The 15895-nt window shown below is 63.9% G+C and carries 17 protein-coding genes and 1 pseudogene; 16 read left to right on the top strand and 2 right to left on the bottom strand.

Annotation, left to right across the window (positions count from 1 at the left end):
• Window positions 1-10: 10 nt before the first annotated feature.
• The 9 genes and pseudogenes from AB4Y77_RS09005 to AB4Y77_RS08965 all read left to right on the top strand — a co-directional run bounded on the left by AB4Y77_RS09005 (window position 11) and on the right by AB4Y77_RS08965 (window position 7560).
• A complete protein-coding gene (locus AB4Y77_RS09005) occupies window positions 11-763 on the top strand; it encodes a winged helix-turn-helix domain-containing protein (RefSeq protein WP_442013656.1) in 753 nt (250 codons plus the stop codon).
• A gap of 98 nt (window positions 764-861) precedes the next feature.
• Window positions 862-1329 carry a thioredoxin-dependent thiol peroxidase gene (gene bcp, locus AB4Y77_RS09000; protein ID WP_442013655.1) on the top strand — a complete coding sequence of 156 codons (468 nt, stop codon included), beginning with the start codon at window positions 862-864 and terminating at the stop codon, window positions 1327-1329.
• Between the two features lie 210 nt (window positions 1330-1539).
• A pseudogene (locus AB4Y77_RS08995) lies at window positions 1540-2658 on the top strand (PP2C family protein-serine/threonine phosphatase).
• A gap of 21 nt (window positions 2659-2679) precedes the next feature.
• On the top strand, window positions 2680-4662 hold the full coding sequence (locus AB4Y77_RS08990; protein WP_442013654.1) for a glycosyltransferase family 2 protein: 1983 nt from the start codon (window positions 2680-2682) through the stop codon (window positions 4660-4662).
• Complete coding sequence (locus AB4Y77_RS08985; RefSeq protein WP_311213545.1) at window positions 4646-4978, top strand: STAS domain-containing protein; 333 nt, start codon at window positions 4646-4648, stop codon at window positions 4976-4978. The genes AB4Y77_RS08990 and AB4Y77_RS08985 overlap by 17 nt, the downstream gene beginning before the upstream one ends.
• Window positions 4971-5390, top strand: a complete 420-nt coding sequence (locus tag AB4Y77_RS08980) for an ATP-binding protein (RefSeq protein WP_442013653.1) — start codon at window positions 4971-4973, stop codon at window positions 5388-5390. Before AB4Y77_RS08985 ends, AB4Y77_RS08980 begins: the two co-directional genes overlap by 8 nt.
• Before the next feature lie 245 nt (window positions 5391-5635).
• Window positions 5636-6184: a hypothetical protein gene (locus tag AB4Y77_RS08975; RefSeq protein ID WP_442013652.1), complete on the top strand. Its 549-nt coding sequence runs from the start codon at window positions 5636-5638 to the stop codon at window positions 6182-6184.
• Window positions 6185-7279, top strand: coding sequence for a C2 family cysteine protease (locus tag AB4Y77_RS08970; RefSeq protein ID WP_442013651.1), 1095 nt, complete (start codon window positions 6185-6187; stop codon window positions 7277-7279).
• An 8-nt stretch (window positions 7280-7287) separates the two neighbouring features.
• Window positions 7288-7560, top strand: a complete 273-nt coding sequence (locus AB4Y77_RS08965; RefSeq protein ID WP_311213541.1) for a hypothetical protein — start codon at window positions 7288-7290, stop codon at window positions 7558-7560.
• A 99-nt stretch (window positions 7561-7659) separates the two neighbouring features.
• Here AB4Y77_RS08965 and AB4Y77_RS08960 read toward each other — a convergent pair whose 3' ends face one another.
• Both AB4Y77_RS08960 and AB4Y77_RS08955 read right to left on the bottom strand, forming a co-directional pair.
• A complete protein-coding gene (locus tag AB4Y77_RS08960) occupies window positions 7660-8754 on the bottom strand; it encodes a pyridoxal-phosphate-dependent aminotransferase family protein (protein WP_442013650.1) in 1095 nt (364 codons plus the stop codon).
• Between the two features lie 25 nt (window positions 8755-8779).
• Window positions 8780-10024 (bottom strand): MFS transporter, encoded by a 1245-nt coding sequence (locus AB4Y77_RS08955; RefSeq protein WP_442013649.1) that lies wholly within the window; start codon window positions 10022-10024, stop codon window positions 8780-8782.
• 58 nt (window positions 10025-10082) lie between these two features.
• On the opposite strand from AB4Y77_RS08955, the gene AB4Y77_RS08950 reads away from it, so the two are divergent.
• The 7 genes from AB4Y77_RS08950 (at window position 10083) to purM (ending at window position 15853) form a co-directional block, all read left to right on the top strand.
• Window positions 10083-10574 (top strand): winged helix-turn-helix transcriptional regulator, encoded by a 492-nt coding sequence (locus AB4Y77_RS08950; RefSeq protein ID WP_442013648.1) that lies wholly within the window; start codon window positions 10083-10085, stop codon window positions 10572-10574.
• A gap of 88 nt (window positions 10575-10662) precedes the next feature.
• Window positions 10663-11493, top strand: a complete 831-nt coding sequence (locus tag AB4Y77_RS08945) for a phosphatase PAP2 family protein (RefSeq protein ID WP_442013647.1) — start codon at window positions 10663-10665, stop codon at window positions 11491-11493.
• Window positions 11494-11647: 154 nt separating this feature from the next.
• Window positions 11648-12157 carry a 2-oxo-4-hydroxy-4-carboxy-5-ureidoimidazoline decarboxylase gene (uraD, locus tag AB4Y77_RS08940; RefSeq protein WP_442013646.1) on the top strand — a complete coding sequence of 170 codons (510 nt, stop codon included), beginning with the start codon at window positions 11648-11650 and terminating at the stop codon, window positions 12155-12157.
• The gene (gene uraH / locus AB4Y77_RS08935) at window positions 12154-12495 is read left to right on the top strand and encodes a hydroxyisourate hydrolase (RefSeq protein WP_017199951.1); all 342 of its coding nucleotides are present in this window, start codon (window positions 12154-12156) and stop codon (window positions 12493-12495) included. The genes uraD and uraH overlap by 4 nt, the downstream gene beginning before the upstream one ends.
• A 92-nt stretch (window positions 12496-12587) precedes the next feature.
• Window positions 12588-12920: a hypothetical protein gene (locus tag AB4Y77_RS08930; RefSeq protein WP_089596292.1), complete on the top strand. Its 333-nt coding sequence runs from the start codon at window positions 12588-12590 to the stop codon at window positions 12918-12920.
• Window positions 12921-13067: 147 nt separating this feature from the next.
• Complete coding sequence (gene purF, locus AB4Y77_RS08925; protein WP_442013645.1) at window positions 13068-14699, top strand: amidophosphoribosyltransferase; 1632 nt, start codon at window positions 13068-13070, stop codon at window positions 14697-14699.
• Window positions 14696-15853 (top strand): phosphoribosylformylglycinamidine cyclo-ligase, encoded by a 1158-nt coding sequence (gene purM, locus AB4Y77_RS08920; protein WP_089596294.1) that lies wholly within the window; start codon window positions 14696-14698, stop codon window positions 15851-15853. Before purF ends, purM begins: the two co-directional genes overlap by 4 nt.
• Window positions 15854-15895 lie beyond the last annotated feature (42 nt).

Below are 15895 nucleotides of genomic sequence, written 5' to 3'. Positions count from 1 at the left end.
GTCAACCGTCATGGCAGTCAATGCCTACGGGCCACCGCCGTCGCGCGGATCCGCAGCCCGCGGAACTTCCGCGCGTCGGACCGGCATGACCGCACACGGCCTGGCGCTCTGGGTCAACCCGGCCGAGGGCGATGAGATCGATCCTGCAGTCTGGGAGCGGGCCGCACGCCTTGTGCTGGCCCGCGCCATGAAACTTGCCCCGGAGGCGGAAGTCCGCATCTGGCCCGCCACCGGGGCAGAGCACTCCGGCGTCGGCGACACTTCCTGGGGCGGCACTCCGCAGGAAGCCGCCGACGCCGGTACCAACGGCACACTCTCGCTCGCCGACGCCCTCGCGGAGGCGCGTTCGGTGACCCGTTCGGAAGCCATTTCCGACGGCGGCGACCCCACCGAAGCAGGCGACAGCACCGCCGTCGAGCCCGTAACGTTGGCCAGCCGCCGGAGCCAACTTGCGGTGGACCTCGCCGCTGAAGTAGTGCTGCTGGACGGTAAGCCGGTTTCCTTTACTGGCATGGAATACAAGCTGCTGCGCTACCTCGTGGTCAACTGCTCACGGGCCATCAGTCGTGAAGAATTGCAACGCTTCCTGGAGTCATTTGACCTTCCCGGCGCGGCATTTCGGTCGATCGACGTTTATGTTGGAAGGGTGCGGCGGAAGCTAGGCTCCGCCCGACACACCGTCGCCACCGTCCGTGGTGGCGGCTACCAGTTCGTGCCAGGGCCCTATGCCACAGTGCGCGGACCTGCGGAATACAGCATCTAGGTTCGCTGTTGTAAAAGATCAACGCCCCCGCAATGTGCATGACCGCTGTTGTTTGAAATAAAGGCCGGCTGTTTGCCGGTGAAACGTAAAGGATCGCCATGACCCAGAAACTCCTCGTCGGAACGCAAGCACCTGATTTCGCGCTTCTCGACGCCGACGGCACCAAGGTCTCGCTGTCCGATTACCGCGGACGCAACGTCATTGTGTACTTCTACCCGAAGGCAGCCACCCCCGGCTGCACCACCGAGGCTTGCGACTTCCGCGACAACCTCGCCAGCCTCCAGGGCAAGGGCTACGACGTCATCGGGATCTCCCCGGACGCCCCGGAAGCACTGTCCAAGTTCACCGGTGAATTCGCGCTGACCTTCCCGCTGCTTTCCGACGAAAACCACGCTGTTGCCCTCGCCTACGGTGCATGGGGCGAGAAGCTGGTTGACGGCGAGATCGTTGAAGGCCTGGTCCGCTCCACCGTCGTCCTCGACGGCGAAGGCACCGTGAAGCTCACCCAGTACCAAGTTGCTGCGCAGGGCCACGTCCAGGCGCTGAAGGAAGAGCTGGGCGTCTAACCCTCTCTCACATCCCACGGGCTAGAGCCGAACCCTCTCTCACATCCCACGGGCTTGAGCGGATCGCTCTCTCACATCCCAAGGGTTAGAGCCGAACCCTCTCTCACATAACTGAACAAAATATGTAACGCCCGCCCACTTTTGTGCGCGGGCGTTTCATATGCCTTGACTAAACGTGACAAACGTCCGGCCACAGTAGTTAATGGAGCCATGGTCTCTTCCCCACCCGTGCGCCACGCTGTAGTCGTCGAAGATGACGCTGACATCCGCGGCCTCCTCGTCCTGGTCCTCGAGCAGCTCGACTTTGTGGTGACCTAAGCACCTGACGGTTTGTCCGGCGTCGAGGCTGTCCGCAACACCAACGCGGAACTCGTGACTCTCGACGTGAACCTCCCGGACATCGACGGCATGGAGGTGTGCCGCCGGCTCCGCGAATTCTCGGACGCCTACATCCTCATGCTGACGGCCCGGGCAGACGAGATCGACCGGCTCAACGGCCTGGACATCGGCGCCGACGATTACATCAACAAGCCCTTCAGCCCCAAAGAACTCCAGGCCCGCATCCGTGCACTGTTCCGCCGGGCACGCACGCCCGCCGCGCCGGCCGAGGACACCGGCCAGACCGACGAACTTGAGCGCGCCGCAGTGGTGCAGCAGAGCCTCCTGCCGCGGGAAACCGTCCGCATTGAGGGATACGACGTCGCCGGGGCCTTCCGCCCTACCCGCAACGTTGGCGGGGACTTCTACGACTGGTACCAGACCAGGGACGGCATGCACCTGACGTTCGCGGACGCCATGGGCAAGGGCATGGGCGCCGCCTTGATCGCAGCCACCGTCCGCGCGGTGATGCGTTCAGTGGCGGACACCCCGGCCATCGACTCCGCCTTTGCCTCTGCGGGTGCCACCATAACGTCGGACCTGGACCAGTCCGGATCCTTCGTCACCATGTTCCACGCGCGGCTGGACGCTCCGTCCGGAAGGCTCAGCTATATCGACGCCGGTCACGGCCTCGCGCTGTACATCCCGGCTGAGGGGGCAGCGCAGAGACTGGTTTCCGCCGGTCCGCCAGTGGGCATCCTCGACGGACAGCACTGGCCCGCCGCTGAGCTCCTGCTGGAACCCGGCGACACGCTGGTGATCGTCAGCGACGGCGTATTGGACGCCCATGCTTCCCTCGAAGACTTCATTCGGAACGTGGAAAAGTCGACGCGCGGCGAGGCGTCGTCGGACGGCGTCTGTGCCGCTCTTCTGGAGTTGGCGCCTGCGGCCACCGCCGAAGACGACGTGACCGCCGTCGTCGTTCGCAGGAAACCTGAAGTCCAGCACTAAAGACCACAAAAAGGGGGGATTGTGACACGTTTCTGGACCAGGCTGCTGGTTGTCCTGACAGTCATTCTGGGCGTCAACTATGTGGCATGGCGCTGGATGGCGTCGCTTAACTGGGACGCCTGGTGGATCGCCGTTCCGTTGGTGATCGCTGAAACGTACAGCCTCATTGACGTGATGCTGTTCGGCCTGACGGTGTGGAACCTGAAGATCCGCAAGCCCCCACCCCCAGCGCCGGCCGACGCCACCGTGGACGTTTTCATCACCACGTACAACGAGCCGCTGGACCTTGTCATGACCACGGCACTGGCCGCCAAGGACATCCGCTGGCCGCACAGCACCTGGATACTCGACGACGGCGATCGCCCCGAGATGCGCCAACTCGCCGAGTCCAACGGGATTGGCTACGTAACGCGTGGCGCGGACTGGACACCGGACATGCCGCGGCACGCCAAAGCCGGCAACCTGAACAACGCCCTGATGGTCACCTCGGGCGAATACCTGCTGATTCTCGACGCCGACCAGATCCCCGAACCGGACATCCTGGACAAAACCCTGGGCTACTTCAACGACGACCGCGTGGCGTTGGTCCAGACCCCGCAGTACTTCATCAACGTCCCCGCCGACGATCCCCTGGGCAGCCAGGCACCGCTGTTCTATGGGCCCATCCAGCAGGGCAAGGACGGTTGGAACGCGGCGTTCTTCTGTGGCTCCAACGCCATCCTCCGCCGCGAAGCCCTCATGCAGCTCGGTCTGGTTGGCTACGTCAAAGCCACGGAGAAGAGTGTTCGTCGCGCCCTCACTGCGTCCCGCTCGGCCATCAAAAAGGCACGTCGCTCCGAAGAGGCCCGCAACCCACTGGTGGAGCAGATGCTCAACGAGGTGGAGGCAGCAACCAACACAGCCCAGCAGGAACTCGAAGCGCGCGTGTCCCTCAGCGAGATCACGTACCGCGTGCGCCGAAAAGTGGACGAAGCCGTCCGCACCCTCGTTGCCGCCGACTTCTCCGCACTGCAGGCCGACCTCGAAGAGATCGCCGCCATGGAACTCGCCCACGTCGGCGAGTCCGGCGTGACCACTGTGGCGAGCGACGCCGTCGACCGTATGTCCGGCCGCGACTGGTCACCGTTGGGTGCGCTCGAGTCGGTCCACGCGGTCCTGGACGCCATCTCCGTGGAGCGCACCGACGAAGCGCAGCCGATCATGCCACTGGCCACCATCTCGGTCACCGAGGACATGGCTACGGCCATGCGGATCCATTCACTGGGCTGGAAGAGCGTCTACCACCACGAAATCCTCGCCAACGGGCTGGCACCCGAAGACCTCAAAACCATGCTCACCCAACGCCTCCGCTGGGCCCAAGGCACCATGCAGGTCCTCCTTCGTGAGAACCCGTTAGTCCAGCCCCGGCTCTCGTGGGGCCAACGGCTCATGTACTTCTCCACCATGTGGAGCTACCTCAGCGGTTTCGCGGCCGTGGTGTACTTCGCGGCGCCCATCATCTACCTGACGCTCGGCATCCTCCCTGTGAGCAGCCTCAGCTGGGACTTCTTCATCCGCTTCATCCCGTTCATGGTGGTGAACCAGCTGCTGTTTGTGGTGGCCGGGCACGGCATCCCCACGTGGCGCGGACAGCAGTACAGCCTTGCGCTGTTCCCCACCTGGATCAAGGCATGTACGACGGCGGCGCGGAACGTTTGGTTCGGACGTCCCCTCGGGTTTGCCGTCACCCCCAAGGCGCGGCAGAGCGGCGGCCCGAGCTGGAGCCTGATCCGGCCGCAGATCATCGTGGCGGTGTTGTTGGCCATTGCAATGGTTGTAGGGATCGCCCGGCTTTTGACTGGTCTTTCGGAGCCCCTCGGCACGCTGGTGAACGTCGCCTGGGTGGCGTTCGACCTTGTGGTCCTGAGCGTGCTGGTCAAGGCAGTTTTGTACAAGGGTTTTGTCCCTGAAGATGTTGGGCCGGAGAGCCCCGAGGAAAGGAATGCAGATGCAGTTCAGCTATGAGGTCAAGGACTCCTACGCGGAGGTGAAGAGCGTGGGCCGCTTGAACATGGTGGCAGCGCCCAAGCTCCGCGAAGTAGTGAACGAGGTTGTTGCCGGCGGATCCAGCCGGGTTGTAGTCAACCTGGCCGAGACTGACTTCATGGACTCATCCGGCCTCGGAGCCCTCATCGGTTGCCTCAAAGCCGCACGCCAGGCTGGCGGCGACCTCCGCATCTCCGGCGTTCAACCCCAGGTCAAGATGGTCCTGGAACTGACCAACATGGACCGGGTGCTCACGGCGTACCCCTCAGCCGAGGAGGCGTTCGGAGATGACTGAGGTCATCGCCCGCCGGGGGTTCCACGGGCCGTCCAACGAGGAAGCGATCGAGGCCATCCACAACGAGTTGGATGCGTTGTGGGACGACGCAGCCTTCGTGCCGGACATGGACCGGATGACCTTTGCCACCGCAGTCATCGAGGCAGCGGCGAACATCGTGCAGCACGCGCTTCCTGTGGCCGAGAAGCCCGTGGAGATCGACGTCGACATCAGCGTCCGGCCCGCCCGGCTGGTCGCGAGGGTCAGCGCGTACAACGCCCGTGAGCCCTTCGCGAGCGACATGCAGGCGTCCATGCCCGACTCGGAGGCGGAGTCCGGGCGCGGGTTGGCACTCATCGAGGCCCTGGTGACCACGGTGACGTTCGAACGCCAGGACGGCACCAACACCTGGATCCTCACCCGCGACACCTGATCCTCTCTCACCTCCCACGCCCTTGAGCCGAACCGTCTCTCACCTCCCGCGCCCTTGAGCCGAACCATCTCTCACCTCCCACGTGCTTGAACCGAACCATCTCTCACCTCCCACGTGCTCAAGCCGAACCATCTCTCACCTGCACGGGTTGTTCTGCCCATCGCGTGGCGCAACGCAACGTGAAAGCATTCGGTGAGATCCGCCGTCGAACGCTAACTGAAACTGGGGACGAAATGAACCGCCGCATGCACCGCAAGCCTTGGGCGCTGGCTGCTGCCCTTACGTTGATGGCGGCCGCCGCCGCGGGCTGCAGCGATACCCCCGACGGACCCACGCGGGAACCCAGCAGCGCGCCGCCAGTTACCGCCGAACCGGCCTCCGTGGCCGAAAGCGTGGCGAAGTACAACGCCCTGACTTCCGACCTTGTTGCGGCCTTGGAGGCAAAGATGCCGGACATCACGTGGGCCGTGGATGACCCGGCACGCCTGAGCCGCATCGACGACGGCAGGTGCATGCTCGCCCCACGGAGCATGAAGAGCAGCGCGGACATCGTGAAACCATCAAGGAGTTTCGAGGACGTCTTTGCAGTGGCGGATCCGGTCCTGAGAGAGCACGGCTTCCCGGCTTTCGACGGAACTGACCCTGTCCCGGGCGGCTGGGTGGTCACGCGCAGCACCGATGCGGCGGGTGCCACAGTGACCATCCGATCCAAGTTCCCGGCTTACTTGGACGTCACTGTTCCGGTCAAGTCTGAGTCCTGTGATGCCAACGAAATTCCTGAGGGGGACCGATAAATGCCCGGATTTTACGGTGCTGATATTGAACAATTGCGGGCTCTCGCGAAGACCATGTCCCGGCACTCGGAACGGATGACCTCCCTGTCCAATGAACTGGGTCACCTCATCAGCAATGCGCGGTGGGACGGCCGGGACGCAGCGATGTTCCGGGCCTCGTGGGACTCTGAACACCGCCCCATGCTGAAGAAAATCTCCAGTGAGCTGCAGACCCAGGCCAAGGAACTGATCCGCAACGCGGACCAGCAGGACAAGTCCAGCTCGGGAGCGTCAGGGTCCTCGGGCTCTGATCATTCCGGGCGGGGCGATTCGAACCCGCCTGGCGACCCAGGGCCGCTGGACCCGGACACTCCCGACGTCGATGTGCCCGGCGACGTGCGCAATGACCCCGACGCCGGTGACCCCAGCGACATCAACCAAGGACAGATCGGCGACTGCTGGTTGCTGGCAGGCATTGGCTCCGTGGCCCAGGTGCTGGAGCGCGAAGGCAAGCTGGACGAGTTCCTTGAGGAGCACATGCGTCCCGTCGGTGATCCCCCGACGCACTGGGTGGTCACACTCTACGAAGACGGCGAGCCTGTGGAAGTCACTGTGGAGGCCAAGTCCACCGAAGGCGGAGTCCGCGGCGCTGATGGCGAACCCAACTGGCTGTCCATCTACGAGCGCGCGGCGGCTGAGCACCGCGGCGGATCCTACGACGACATCGACGGCGGCTTCAGCAACGAAGCCATGGAACTGATGACCGGGCAGTCCGCAGATAAGGACGGCGAGCTGAACTTTGATGACATCGAGGACAAGCTCTCCGACGGCCAAGCCATTTCCGTCGGCACCGAAGACGTCAAGGACGACGACTTCGACTGGGTCTGGGAGTCCGACGAAGTCAACCGCACCGACGTCGTGCCCAACCATGCCTACGTTGTGGTTGATGTGAAAACCAACGACGACGGCGAGAAAGTCATCGTCCTGGCCAACCCGTGGGGTCCATCCGGCGGCTACTTGGAGGACGACGACGACCACAAGTCCGGCACGCTGGAACTGACCGAAGATGAGTACAAGGAAAACTTCGACTCCGTCTACTCCGTGGACGTGAAGTAAGGATGGCCGTGGAACAGCTCGTAACAGTCAAGCAAGGCATGCAGCCCACCTTCGACGGCGTCAAAGTGGGCGTGGTCAAGATCGGAATCGCCGACGGCGCCCCCGCCATCCAGTTCTGGATCCGCACCGCCGAGCAACAGCGCAAGCAGGCCTTCCGCGAGGGCCAGTCGATCACGCTGCCTGGCGCGGGTTTGCTGACGATCACGTCCATTCAGCCCGCCGACGGCAGCACCGCAGCCTCCGCGACGTTAACGTACGACGCCGGTCACGTCACCGATTGACCGTCGACGCTTGGGCGTGAGTGAGCGTGCCGCCCAAGCACGCGGGACGTGAGTGAGCGTGCCGCCCAAGCACGCGGGACGTGAGAGAGCGTGCGGGGGCTAGGCTTTCGCGATCGCCTCCTTCAGCGCCCCCAGCACCAAAGTCACCGAGGCACTGTTAGCGTTCGGGCCCATCATGCCGATGCGCCACACGGTGTCCGCGAACTCCCCCACACCCGAGCCGATTTCCATACTGAAGTTCTCCAGAAGGTAAGCGCGGACGGCAGCCGAGTTGACGCCGTCGGGCACTTTGACCGTGGTGAGGCTCGGCAACCGGGAGCCCTCGGCAGCGAACAGTTCCAGCCCCATCTCCTGCAGCCCATTCTGCAGGGCGGTGCCGGCTGCGCGGTGCCGGGCCTGCACCATGTCCAGACCCTCGGCGAGGATCCGGTCCAAAGCAGCTTCGAGCCCGGCGATCATGGTGACGGGCGCAGTGTGGTGATATGTCCGGGCTCCACTGGCCGCCCCGACGTACCCGCCGAGCAACCCGATATCGAGGTACCAGGACCGTGGATCCTTGACGCGGCCCTCAAAGGCGCGGTCGGACACAGTGAACGGCGACAGTCCCGGGGGAACGCCCAGGCACTTCTGCGTACCGGCGTATCCGACGTCGATCCCCCAGTCGTCCGCCAACAGCTCCAGTCCGCCGATGGATGTGACGGCGTCGGTGATCAGCAGGGCGTCGCCCTTGCCGGCACCGAGCGCGGCGATGTCGGAAATAACCCCCACAGAAGTTTCAGCATGAACTGCCGCAATGACTTTGGGATGAGGGTGCGCCGAGAGGACGCGGTCGGCATCGACGGGCTGGCCCCATTCGTGGTCAACCCGGACCACAGTGGCGCCGCAACGCCGGGCGACCTCGCACATCCGCGCCCCAAACAGTCCGTTGACAGCGATAACTGCCACGTCGCCGTCGGACACGGTATTCACGAAAGCCGCTTCCATCCCGCCGGAACCTGTGGCACTCAAAGGGAGTGTCCGCGCATTGGACGTGCCCCAAACAGTCCGCAGGCCCTCGCAGGTGTGGTCGAGCCGCTCGATGAACACCGGATCAAGGTGCCCCAGCACGGGATAAGCCAGGGCGGCCATGGCTTCGGGGTAGCAATTGCTCGGGCCGGGACCGAACAGGAACCTGGACGTCAGAATGTCGGGCATGTGCGAACTCCTTAGCTGGTTGAGGTCATTCTGCCCCAGCGTGCTGTACGGGGCGAGCCAACCGCGCCCGCCCGCTCGATTTGCACGGAATGAGCCGGTCCATGCCCCAGACCGCCAGCGCAAGCACCGCGAAAACGGCACCGAGGACACTGGCCCCGGTCCAACCCCACGCATCGTAGACCGGAGCAACAGCTGCCGCACCCGCTGCACTTCCCACAGAGTAGAACACCATGTTGCTGCCGATCATGCTGCTGGCCGACTCCTCAGCACCTGCCACGATCATGGTCTGACTGGTCACGTGGACGGCCTGCACCGCGGCGTCGAGGACGATGATGCCCGCTACGAACCACAGCAGCGTCCAACTGCCCAGTGACAGAGCCACCCAGGAGGCCAGGAGCGCAGCGAGGCTCCAGGCCGTGACCCGCTGCGCCCATCCACCGTCCGCCGCGGCGCCTGCCCGGGATGCGGCCACCACACCCACGAGGCCAGCCAGCCCAAAGAGCCCGATCACGCTCGGCGGCAGATTCCACGCGGGACTGCTGAGCAGCAGGGACATGCCGCTCCACAGCACCCCGAAGGACGCGAACAGCAGCATGGTGATGAGCGCCCGGGTACGGAACACGCGTTCACGCCGCGTCAGGACCACCACCGATGAGACAGCCCGCCAGTAGCGCACCCCGCCCCTCTCGGACGTTTCTTGGGGCAGGGCGCGATAAACCGCGACGGCGAGGACCGCACCCGCCAGCGCCGCGAAAACGTAGACCGACCGCCATCCCCATAGGTCTGTCAGGCCTCCCGCCAGCGTTCGGGCAAGGATGATGCCACTCACGACGCCGGCAGTGACGGTGCCGATGTTTCCGCCCCTTTGGTCGGGGGTGCTGGAGGCGGCGGTATACGCCACGATGGTCTGGACCACCGACGAAGCCAATCCGAGGAACAGGAAGCCACCCAGCAGGGCCGTCTGTGAATCTGCCAGGGCCACTACGGATCCACCAAGGGCCGTCGCCGCGATGTGAAGGGTGATGAGCACCCGACGGTTCATGACATCCCCCAAAGGCACCAAGAGAACCAGCCCAAGAAGGTAGCCGGCCTGGGATGAGGCCACAATCCAGCCCACCCCGGACGTTGGAATCCCCAGATCCGTCCCGATGCGCTCAAGAAGGGGCTGCCCGTAATAGATGTTGGACACCATGAACCCGGCCGCCACAGCGAGCAGGAACAACAAGCGACGGCCGATTCCTCGGCTGGATTCTTTCAGGTCTGTGCTCACAGCGCCTCCATTTTTGGTTTCACAATGCAACCATGCGACTTTATGGCAGAATGGTTGCATGTTGCAACCAAGTGAAGTTGAGTGGACGGATCCCGAATGCCCCGTCGCCAGGGCCGTGGACCTGGTGGGCGACAAGTGGACCCTGCTCATCATTCGGGACTCACTGGACGGCAAGCGGCGCTTCTCCGAGTTCGAGAGATCACTGGGCGTGGCTAAAAACATCCTTTCGGACCGGCTCCGCCTTTTGGTGGAGAGGGGCGTCCTGACCAGGATTCCCAACGAGCGGGGCACCCGAAGCGAATATGAACCGACGGACGCGGGGCGCGATCTGTTCACCCTACTCCTCAGCCTCCGACAATGGGGCGAGCGCAACGCCTTCACCCCGGGTGAGGAACATTCGGTCCTCATCGACCCCGCCTCGGGTCAGCCCGTCCCGGAGTTGCGGCCAATCAGTGAGGGCGGCCAAGAGCTTGGCCCGGAGCAGACGTTGCTGGTCAAAGTGGGCCAGCCGCTGCCTGACAAGCAGCCACTGCCTGACAGCGGGAGATAACAGGCCTGAAGGCGCTCCCAGGAACCTCCGGGCAGCAACTGCTAAGGTTGCTCACCAATACTGAGGCCGCCACGGATAGGGGACATGAGTGACGACTGAAGGAAAAGAGGCGCCGGAGCAGGGCGTCCGCGGCGAAGTAAGCCAGGACAGGTTCGTTGCAGGGCAGGACCTGACGCGCTGGAAATCCCCTGCGGGCCGAACACTTGCCCGAGGCGCCGAGAAGGTCACCTCCCTGCTGGGGCCCTACGCCGCGCTCATCATCACCTTGATAGTGGGGCTCGCCGCAGCCCTCTCACTGGCCCTGGTCTTCGGCGAAGTCTACGAGTCCGTGACGGAAGCCGACGGCGTAGCAGGTTTGGACGATCCCTTCCTGGCCGCAGCAAAGAGCGTCCGCTCCCCCGCTTTGGACGTTGCCACCACTGCCTACACGAATATTGGCGGCACCGTGGGGATGCCCATCATTGCCGTCGGCATCATGATCTTCCTGGCCACCAAGCGGCGATCATGGACGCCGGTAATCCTCATGCTCGCCGCCGGACTGGGATCACTGGTCATCACCATTTTGGGCAAGCCGCTCTTCGGCCGCGCCCGTCCGGACATCGCGGACGCCATTCCTCCCTACGAGCATTCCGCGTCCTTCCCCAGCGGCCATTCCCTGAACTCCATCGTGATTGCCGGCATCGTGGCCTACCTGATCATCCTGAGGCTCAAGACCTTGCGGGCGCGGGTCATCACCGTACTGGTGGCCGGGATCTTTGCCTTCACCATGGGCCTGAGCCGCGTCTACCTTGGCCACCATTGGCTGACGGATGTGCTGGCAGCCTGGGCCATCGGCGTGGCATGGTTGGCCTTAGTGATCACCGCCCATCGCCTGTACCTGACAGTGCGGACCCGGCGCCACAGGGCGGTAGTCTCTTGACACCAGGCCGATCACTCGGCTTAACTGAATTACGTATGCTGAAATAACAGTTCCATGATGCGGAAGCTTGAAGCAAAGGCTTCCTCTTGCACCAGCAGGAGTTCCGCATAGCCCACACCATGGATGCCAGCATTTGCACGAGGATGTCACAAGCATGGAGCTTGCAGAATTCAACAGTGTTGACCGGGTCGAGGCCATCAGGATCCTGACCCCCTGCCTGGATATCAGCCGCTGGGTGGAGGCCATCGCTGACGCGAGGCCCTTCGCCACCGTCGACGAACTGCTGGGTCAGGCCCAGCGCGCCGCCGAACCGTTCACCGCCGCCGAGGTGGAATCCGCCATGGCACACCACCCCCGCATCGGCGAACGCCCCAAGGCCCAGACCACCGAGGCCGCAATGTCGCGTTCGGAGCAGGCCGGAGTGGATCCTGGAGACAGCGATACCACTACCGCCCTGGCTGAAGGCAACCGCGCCTACGAGGAAAAGTTCGGCAGGGTCTTCCTGATCCGCGCCGCCGGCCGCAGCGCCCAGGAAATCCACAGCACCCTTCAGGAACGCATCACCCACACCCCCGAAGAAGAAGACACAATTGTGGCCGGCCAACTGCGGGAGATCGCATTGTTGCGCCTCTCCGGTTTGGTCAGCGAAGGAGTCAACGCATGAGCGTTTCACAAGTAACCACGCACATCCTGGACACCGGTTCCGGCCGCCCGGCGGCGGGTGTCGCCGTCGTACTTTACGTCCGTGAAGGTGACGATTGGACCCTGGTGGCGAAGGGCGAAACCGACGCCGATGGCCGAATCAAGACCCTCGGTCCGGAGCGCATTCCGGGCGGCGCTTACCGGCTGAATTTTGCCACCGGCGCCTACTACGAGGGCCTCGGCACGGAGACGTTCTTCCCGGAAGTGGATTTGAACTTCACAGTTTCAGATGCCGGCGAGCACTACCACGTGCCGCTCCTGCTGAGCCCGTTCGCGTTCTCGACGTACCGCGGCAGCTAACCCTCCCCCGCCGAGTTTCCAGTTAATGCCAATGTTCTTCAAGGACATTGGCATTAACTGTCGTATCGGCGGAGAACGGTAGGCTTTAACGCATGGCTTCAGAGGACACCACCCCCAACTCCGCCCGCCGCGAGATCACGGTACGCCGGGCACCCAAGTTTGTACCCTTCATGATTTTGGGAGCAGTGGTTGGTGCAATCGTGGCCGCCATCATCGCGTACGGCCGCCAAGCCGACCCCGCCTTCGACGCCGGCACAGTGTTCGGCTTCTTCCTGATCGTCTGCGCGGGCGGAGGCGTCATCCTCTTCTCGATTCTCGCCCTGATCCTGGACCGCATCAGCGTCAAGCGCTCCCAGCGCGCCGTAGTGGAAGCCGTTCCGGATTCGGTTCCGGACCAAGGACCAGAGAACGACGACGTCCGCTAAGTCGGGCGCCCGGCCCGCCTCTTTGGAGGGGAGCCGAATGTGAGACACACCGCATTTTCGGAGGAACACGCCTGTTCTGCGCCGGTTCAAGGGGTCACATAGGCTGCGGGGGAACGTACCACGCCGACATCATGAGACAATCGACCAGTGGCACGTGGCGACGGAAAACTTTCTCATGATCTTCTCCCCGGCGAAAAAGGCCCTCAGGACGCTTGTGGCGTCTTTGGGGTTTGGGCTCCCGGTGAAGAAGTAGCAAAACTCACCTATTACGGGCTGTATGCGCTGCAGCACCGCGGACAAGAATCGGCTGGTATAGCTACCAGTGACGGCAAGCGCATTAATGTCTATAAGGACATGGGGCTTGTGTCCCAGGTCTTCGATGAGACAACCCTGAACACCCTTACCGGGCACCTGGCCGTTGGCCACTGCCGGTACTCCACCACCGGTGCAAGCCACTGGGCCAACGCGCAGCCAACCCTGGGTGCGACAGCAACCGGCACGGTTGCCTTGGCCCACAACGGCAACCTGACCAACACCGCTGAGCTCCGGGAAATGATCCTTGAGCGCAACGACGGCCAGCTGACCGGTGAAATGAAGCAGGGCAATACCTCGGACACCGCACTGGTGACCGCTCTCTTGGAGGGTGAAGAGGGCAAGACCCTGGAGCAGACTGCACTGGAGCTGCTGCCCAAGATCAAGGGTGGCTTCTGCTTCGTCTTCATGGACGAAGGAACCCTCTATGCAGCCCGCGACACCTACGGCATCCGCCCGCTGTGTCTTGGCCGCCTGGATCGCGGCTGGGTTGTGGCTTCCGAGCAAGCCGGCCTGGCCACCGTTGGTGCGAGCTTCATCCGCGAGATCGAGCCCGGCGAGTTCATTGCCATCGACGAGGACGGCGTCCGTTCGCAGCGCTTCGCCGAGGCAACTCCTGCCGGCTGTGTCTTCGAATACGTGTACCTCGCCCGCCCGGACGCTGCCATCGCCGGCCGCTCCGTGTACGAGGCACGCGTTGAGATGGGCCGACAGTTGGCCCGCGAAAACACGCACGAGGCCGACCTCGTCATTCCCGTTCCCGAGTCCGGTACCCCCGCAGCTGTTGGGTACGCCGAACAATCCGGAATCCCCTTTGCCCACGGCTTCGTCAAGAACGCCTACGTGGGTCGCACGTTCATCCAGCCGTCGCAGACCCTGCGCCAGCTGGGTATCCGGCTCAAGCTCAACGCCCTGGAATCCGTGATCCGCGGCAAGCGCATTGTGGTGGTGGACGATTCAATCGTTCGCGGCAACACCCAGCGCGCCATCGTCCGGATGCTCCGGGAAGCCGGTGCCGCCGCGGTGCACGTCAAGATTTCCTCTCCCCCGGTCCAGTGGCCGTGCTTCTACGGCATCGACTTCGCGTCCCGCGCGGAACTGATTGCCAACGGCGCCACCATCGAGGAGATTTCCCAGGCAATTGGCGCGGACTCGCTGGCCTACATCTCCGAAGACGGCATGATCGGCGCTACCCAGCAGCCGCGCGAACGACTCTGCACGGCCTGCTTCACCGGCCAGTACCCCATCGAACTGCCGCACGCGGACAAGTTGGGCAAGAACCTGCTGGAACGCACGGACCTGGGCGGCTTGGAACCGGCTGCTCAGTCCGAGTCCGTGGACGATTCCGAGGATCCGGCCGACAAGCCGGGCGCCACGGGTTGCGATCCCGGACCCGACGCCGAATTCGAGAACCTGCTGACCGACGCTGATCGTTTGACCGACGCCGACAAGAAAGAGTCTGTATGAGCTCCGCAACACCCGCCGCTGGAAGCACCCCGAACACAACAGGCATCACCTACGCTTCTGCCGGTGTCGACGTTGAAGCGGGCGACCGCGCAGTCGAACTCATGAAGGGCGCCATCAAGGCGACGCACAACTCTTCGGTGATTGGCGGCGTCGGCGGTTTCGCTGGCCTGTACGACGTCTCCAAGCTGCTGACCTACAAGAAGCCGCTGCTCGCCACGTCCACTGACGGTGTTGGCACCAAGGTAGCCATCGCGCAGGCCATGGACATCCACGACACCATCGGTTTCGACCTGGTGGGCATGGTGGTGGACGACATCGTCGTTGTAGGTGCTGAGCCGCTCTACATGACCGACTACATCGCTTGCGGCAAGGTTGTTCCGGAGCGCATCGCTGACATCGTCCGTGGTATCGCTGCCGCCTGCTCCGTTGCCGGCACCGCCCTTGTGGGTGGCGAAACAGCTGAGCACCCGGGCCTCCTGGGCGAGCACGAGTACGACGTCGCAGGTGCCGCTACCGGCATCGTCGAGGCCGACGCCCTGCTCGGTCCGGACCGCGTCCGCGCCGGTGACGTCGTGATCGGCATGGCTTCTTCCGGCCTGCACTCCAACGGCTACTCCCTGGTCCGCCGCGTCATCAACCACGCCGGTTGGGCCCTGGACCGCCAGGTTTCGGAGCTCGGCCGCACGCTGGGCGAAGAGCTCCTGGAGCCGACCCGCGTTTACGCAGCCGACTGCCTGGACCTTGCCCGCACCTTCCCCGTTACGGGCGGCGCGGCTGTCCACGGCTTCAGCCATGTCACCGGTGGTGGCCTTGCCGCCAACCTGGCCCGCGTCCTTCCGCAGGGCCTGGTGGCAACAGTTGACCGCAACACCTGGGAACTCCCCGCCATCTTCAAGCTGGTTTCCGAGCTGGGCAACGTGCCGCTGGCCGACCTGGAGCGCACGCTGAACCTCGGTGTGGGCATGGTGGCCATCGTTTCCGCCGAAGCAGCAGACGCTGCAGTGGCCCGCCTCAACGACCGCGGCCTTCCGTCCTGGGTCATGGGCACCGTTTCAGCTGACAGCGACTCGATCGACAAGACCGGCCCGGATTACGTCCAGGGTGCCAAGGGCGTCGACGGAGGCGCTGTCCGTTTGGTGAACGCGTACGCCTAAGCGGTATATCGCTTCATAAAGAGAGCGGCCGGGCAGTCTTTG

It is taken from the genome of Paenarthrobacter sp. YAF11_1 (assembly GCF_052113445.1).
Taxonomy (GTDB): Bacteria; Actinomycetota; Actinomycetes; order Actinomycetales; family Micrococcaceae; genus Arthrobacter.
The sequence above is the reverse complement of the archived record's forward strand: the minus strand, read 5'-3'. Positions and strand labels throughout refer to the sequence as shown.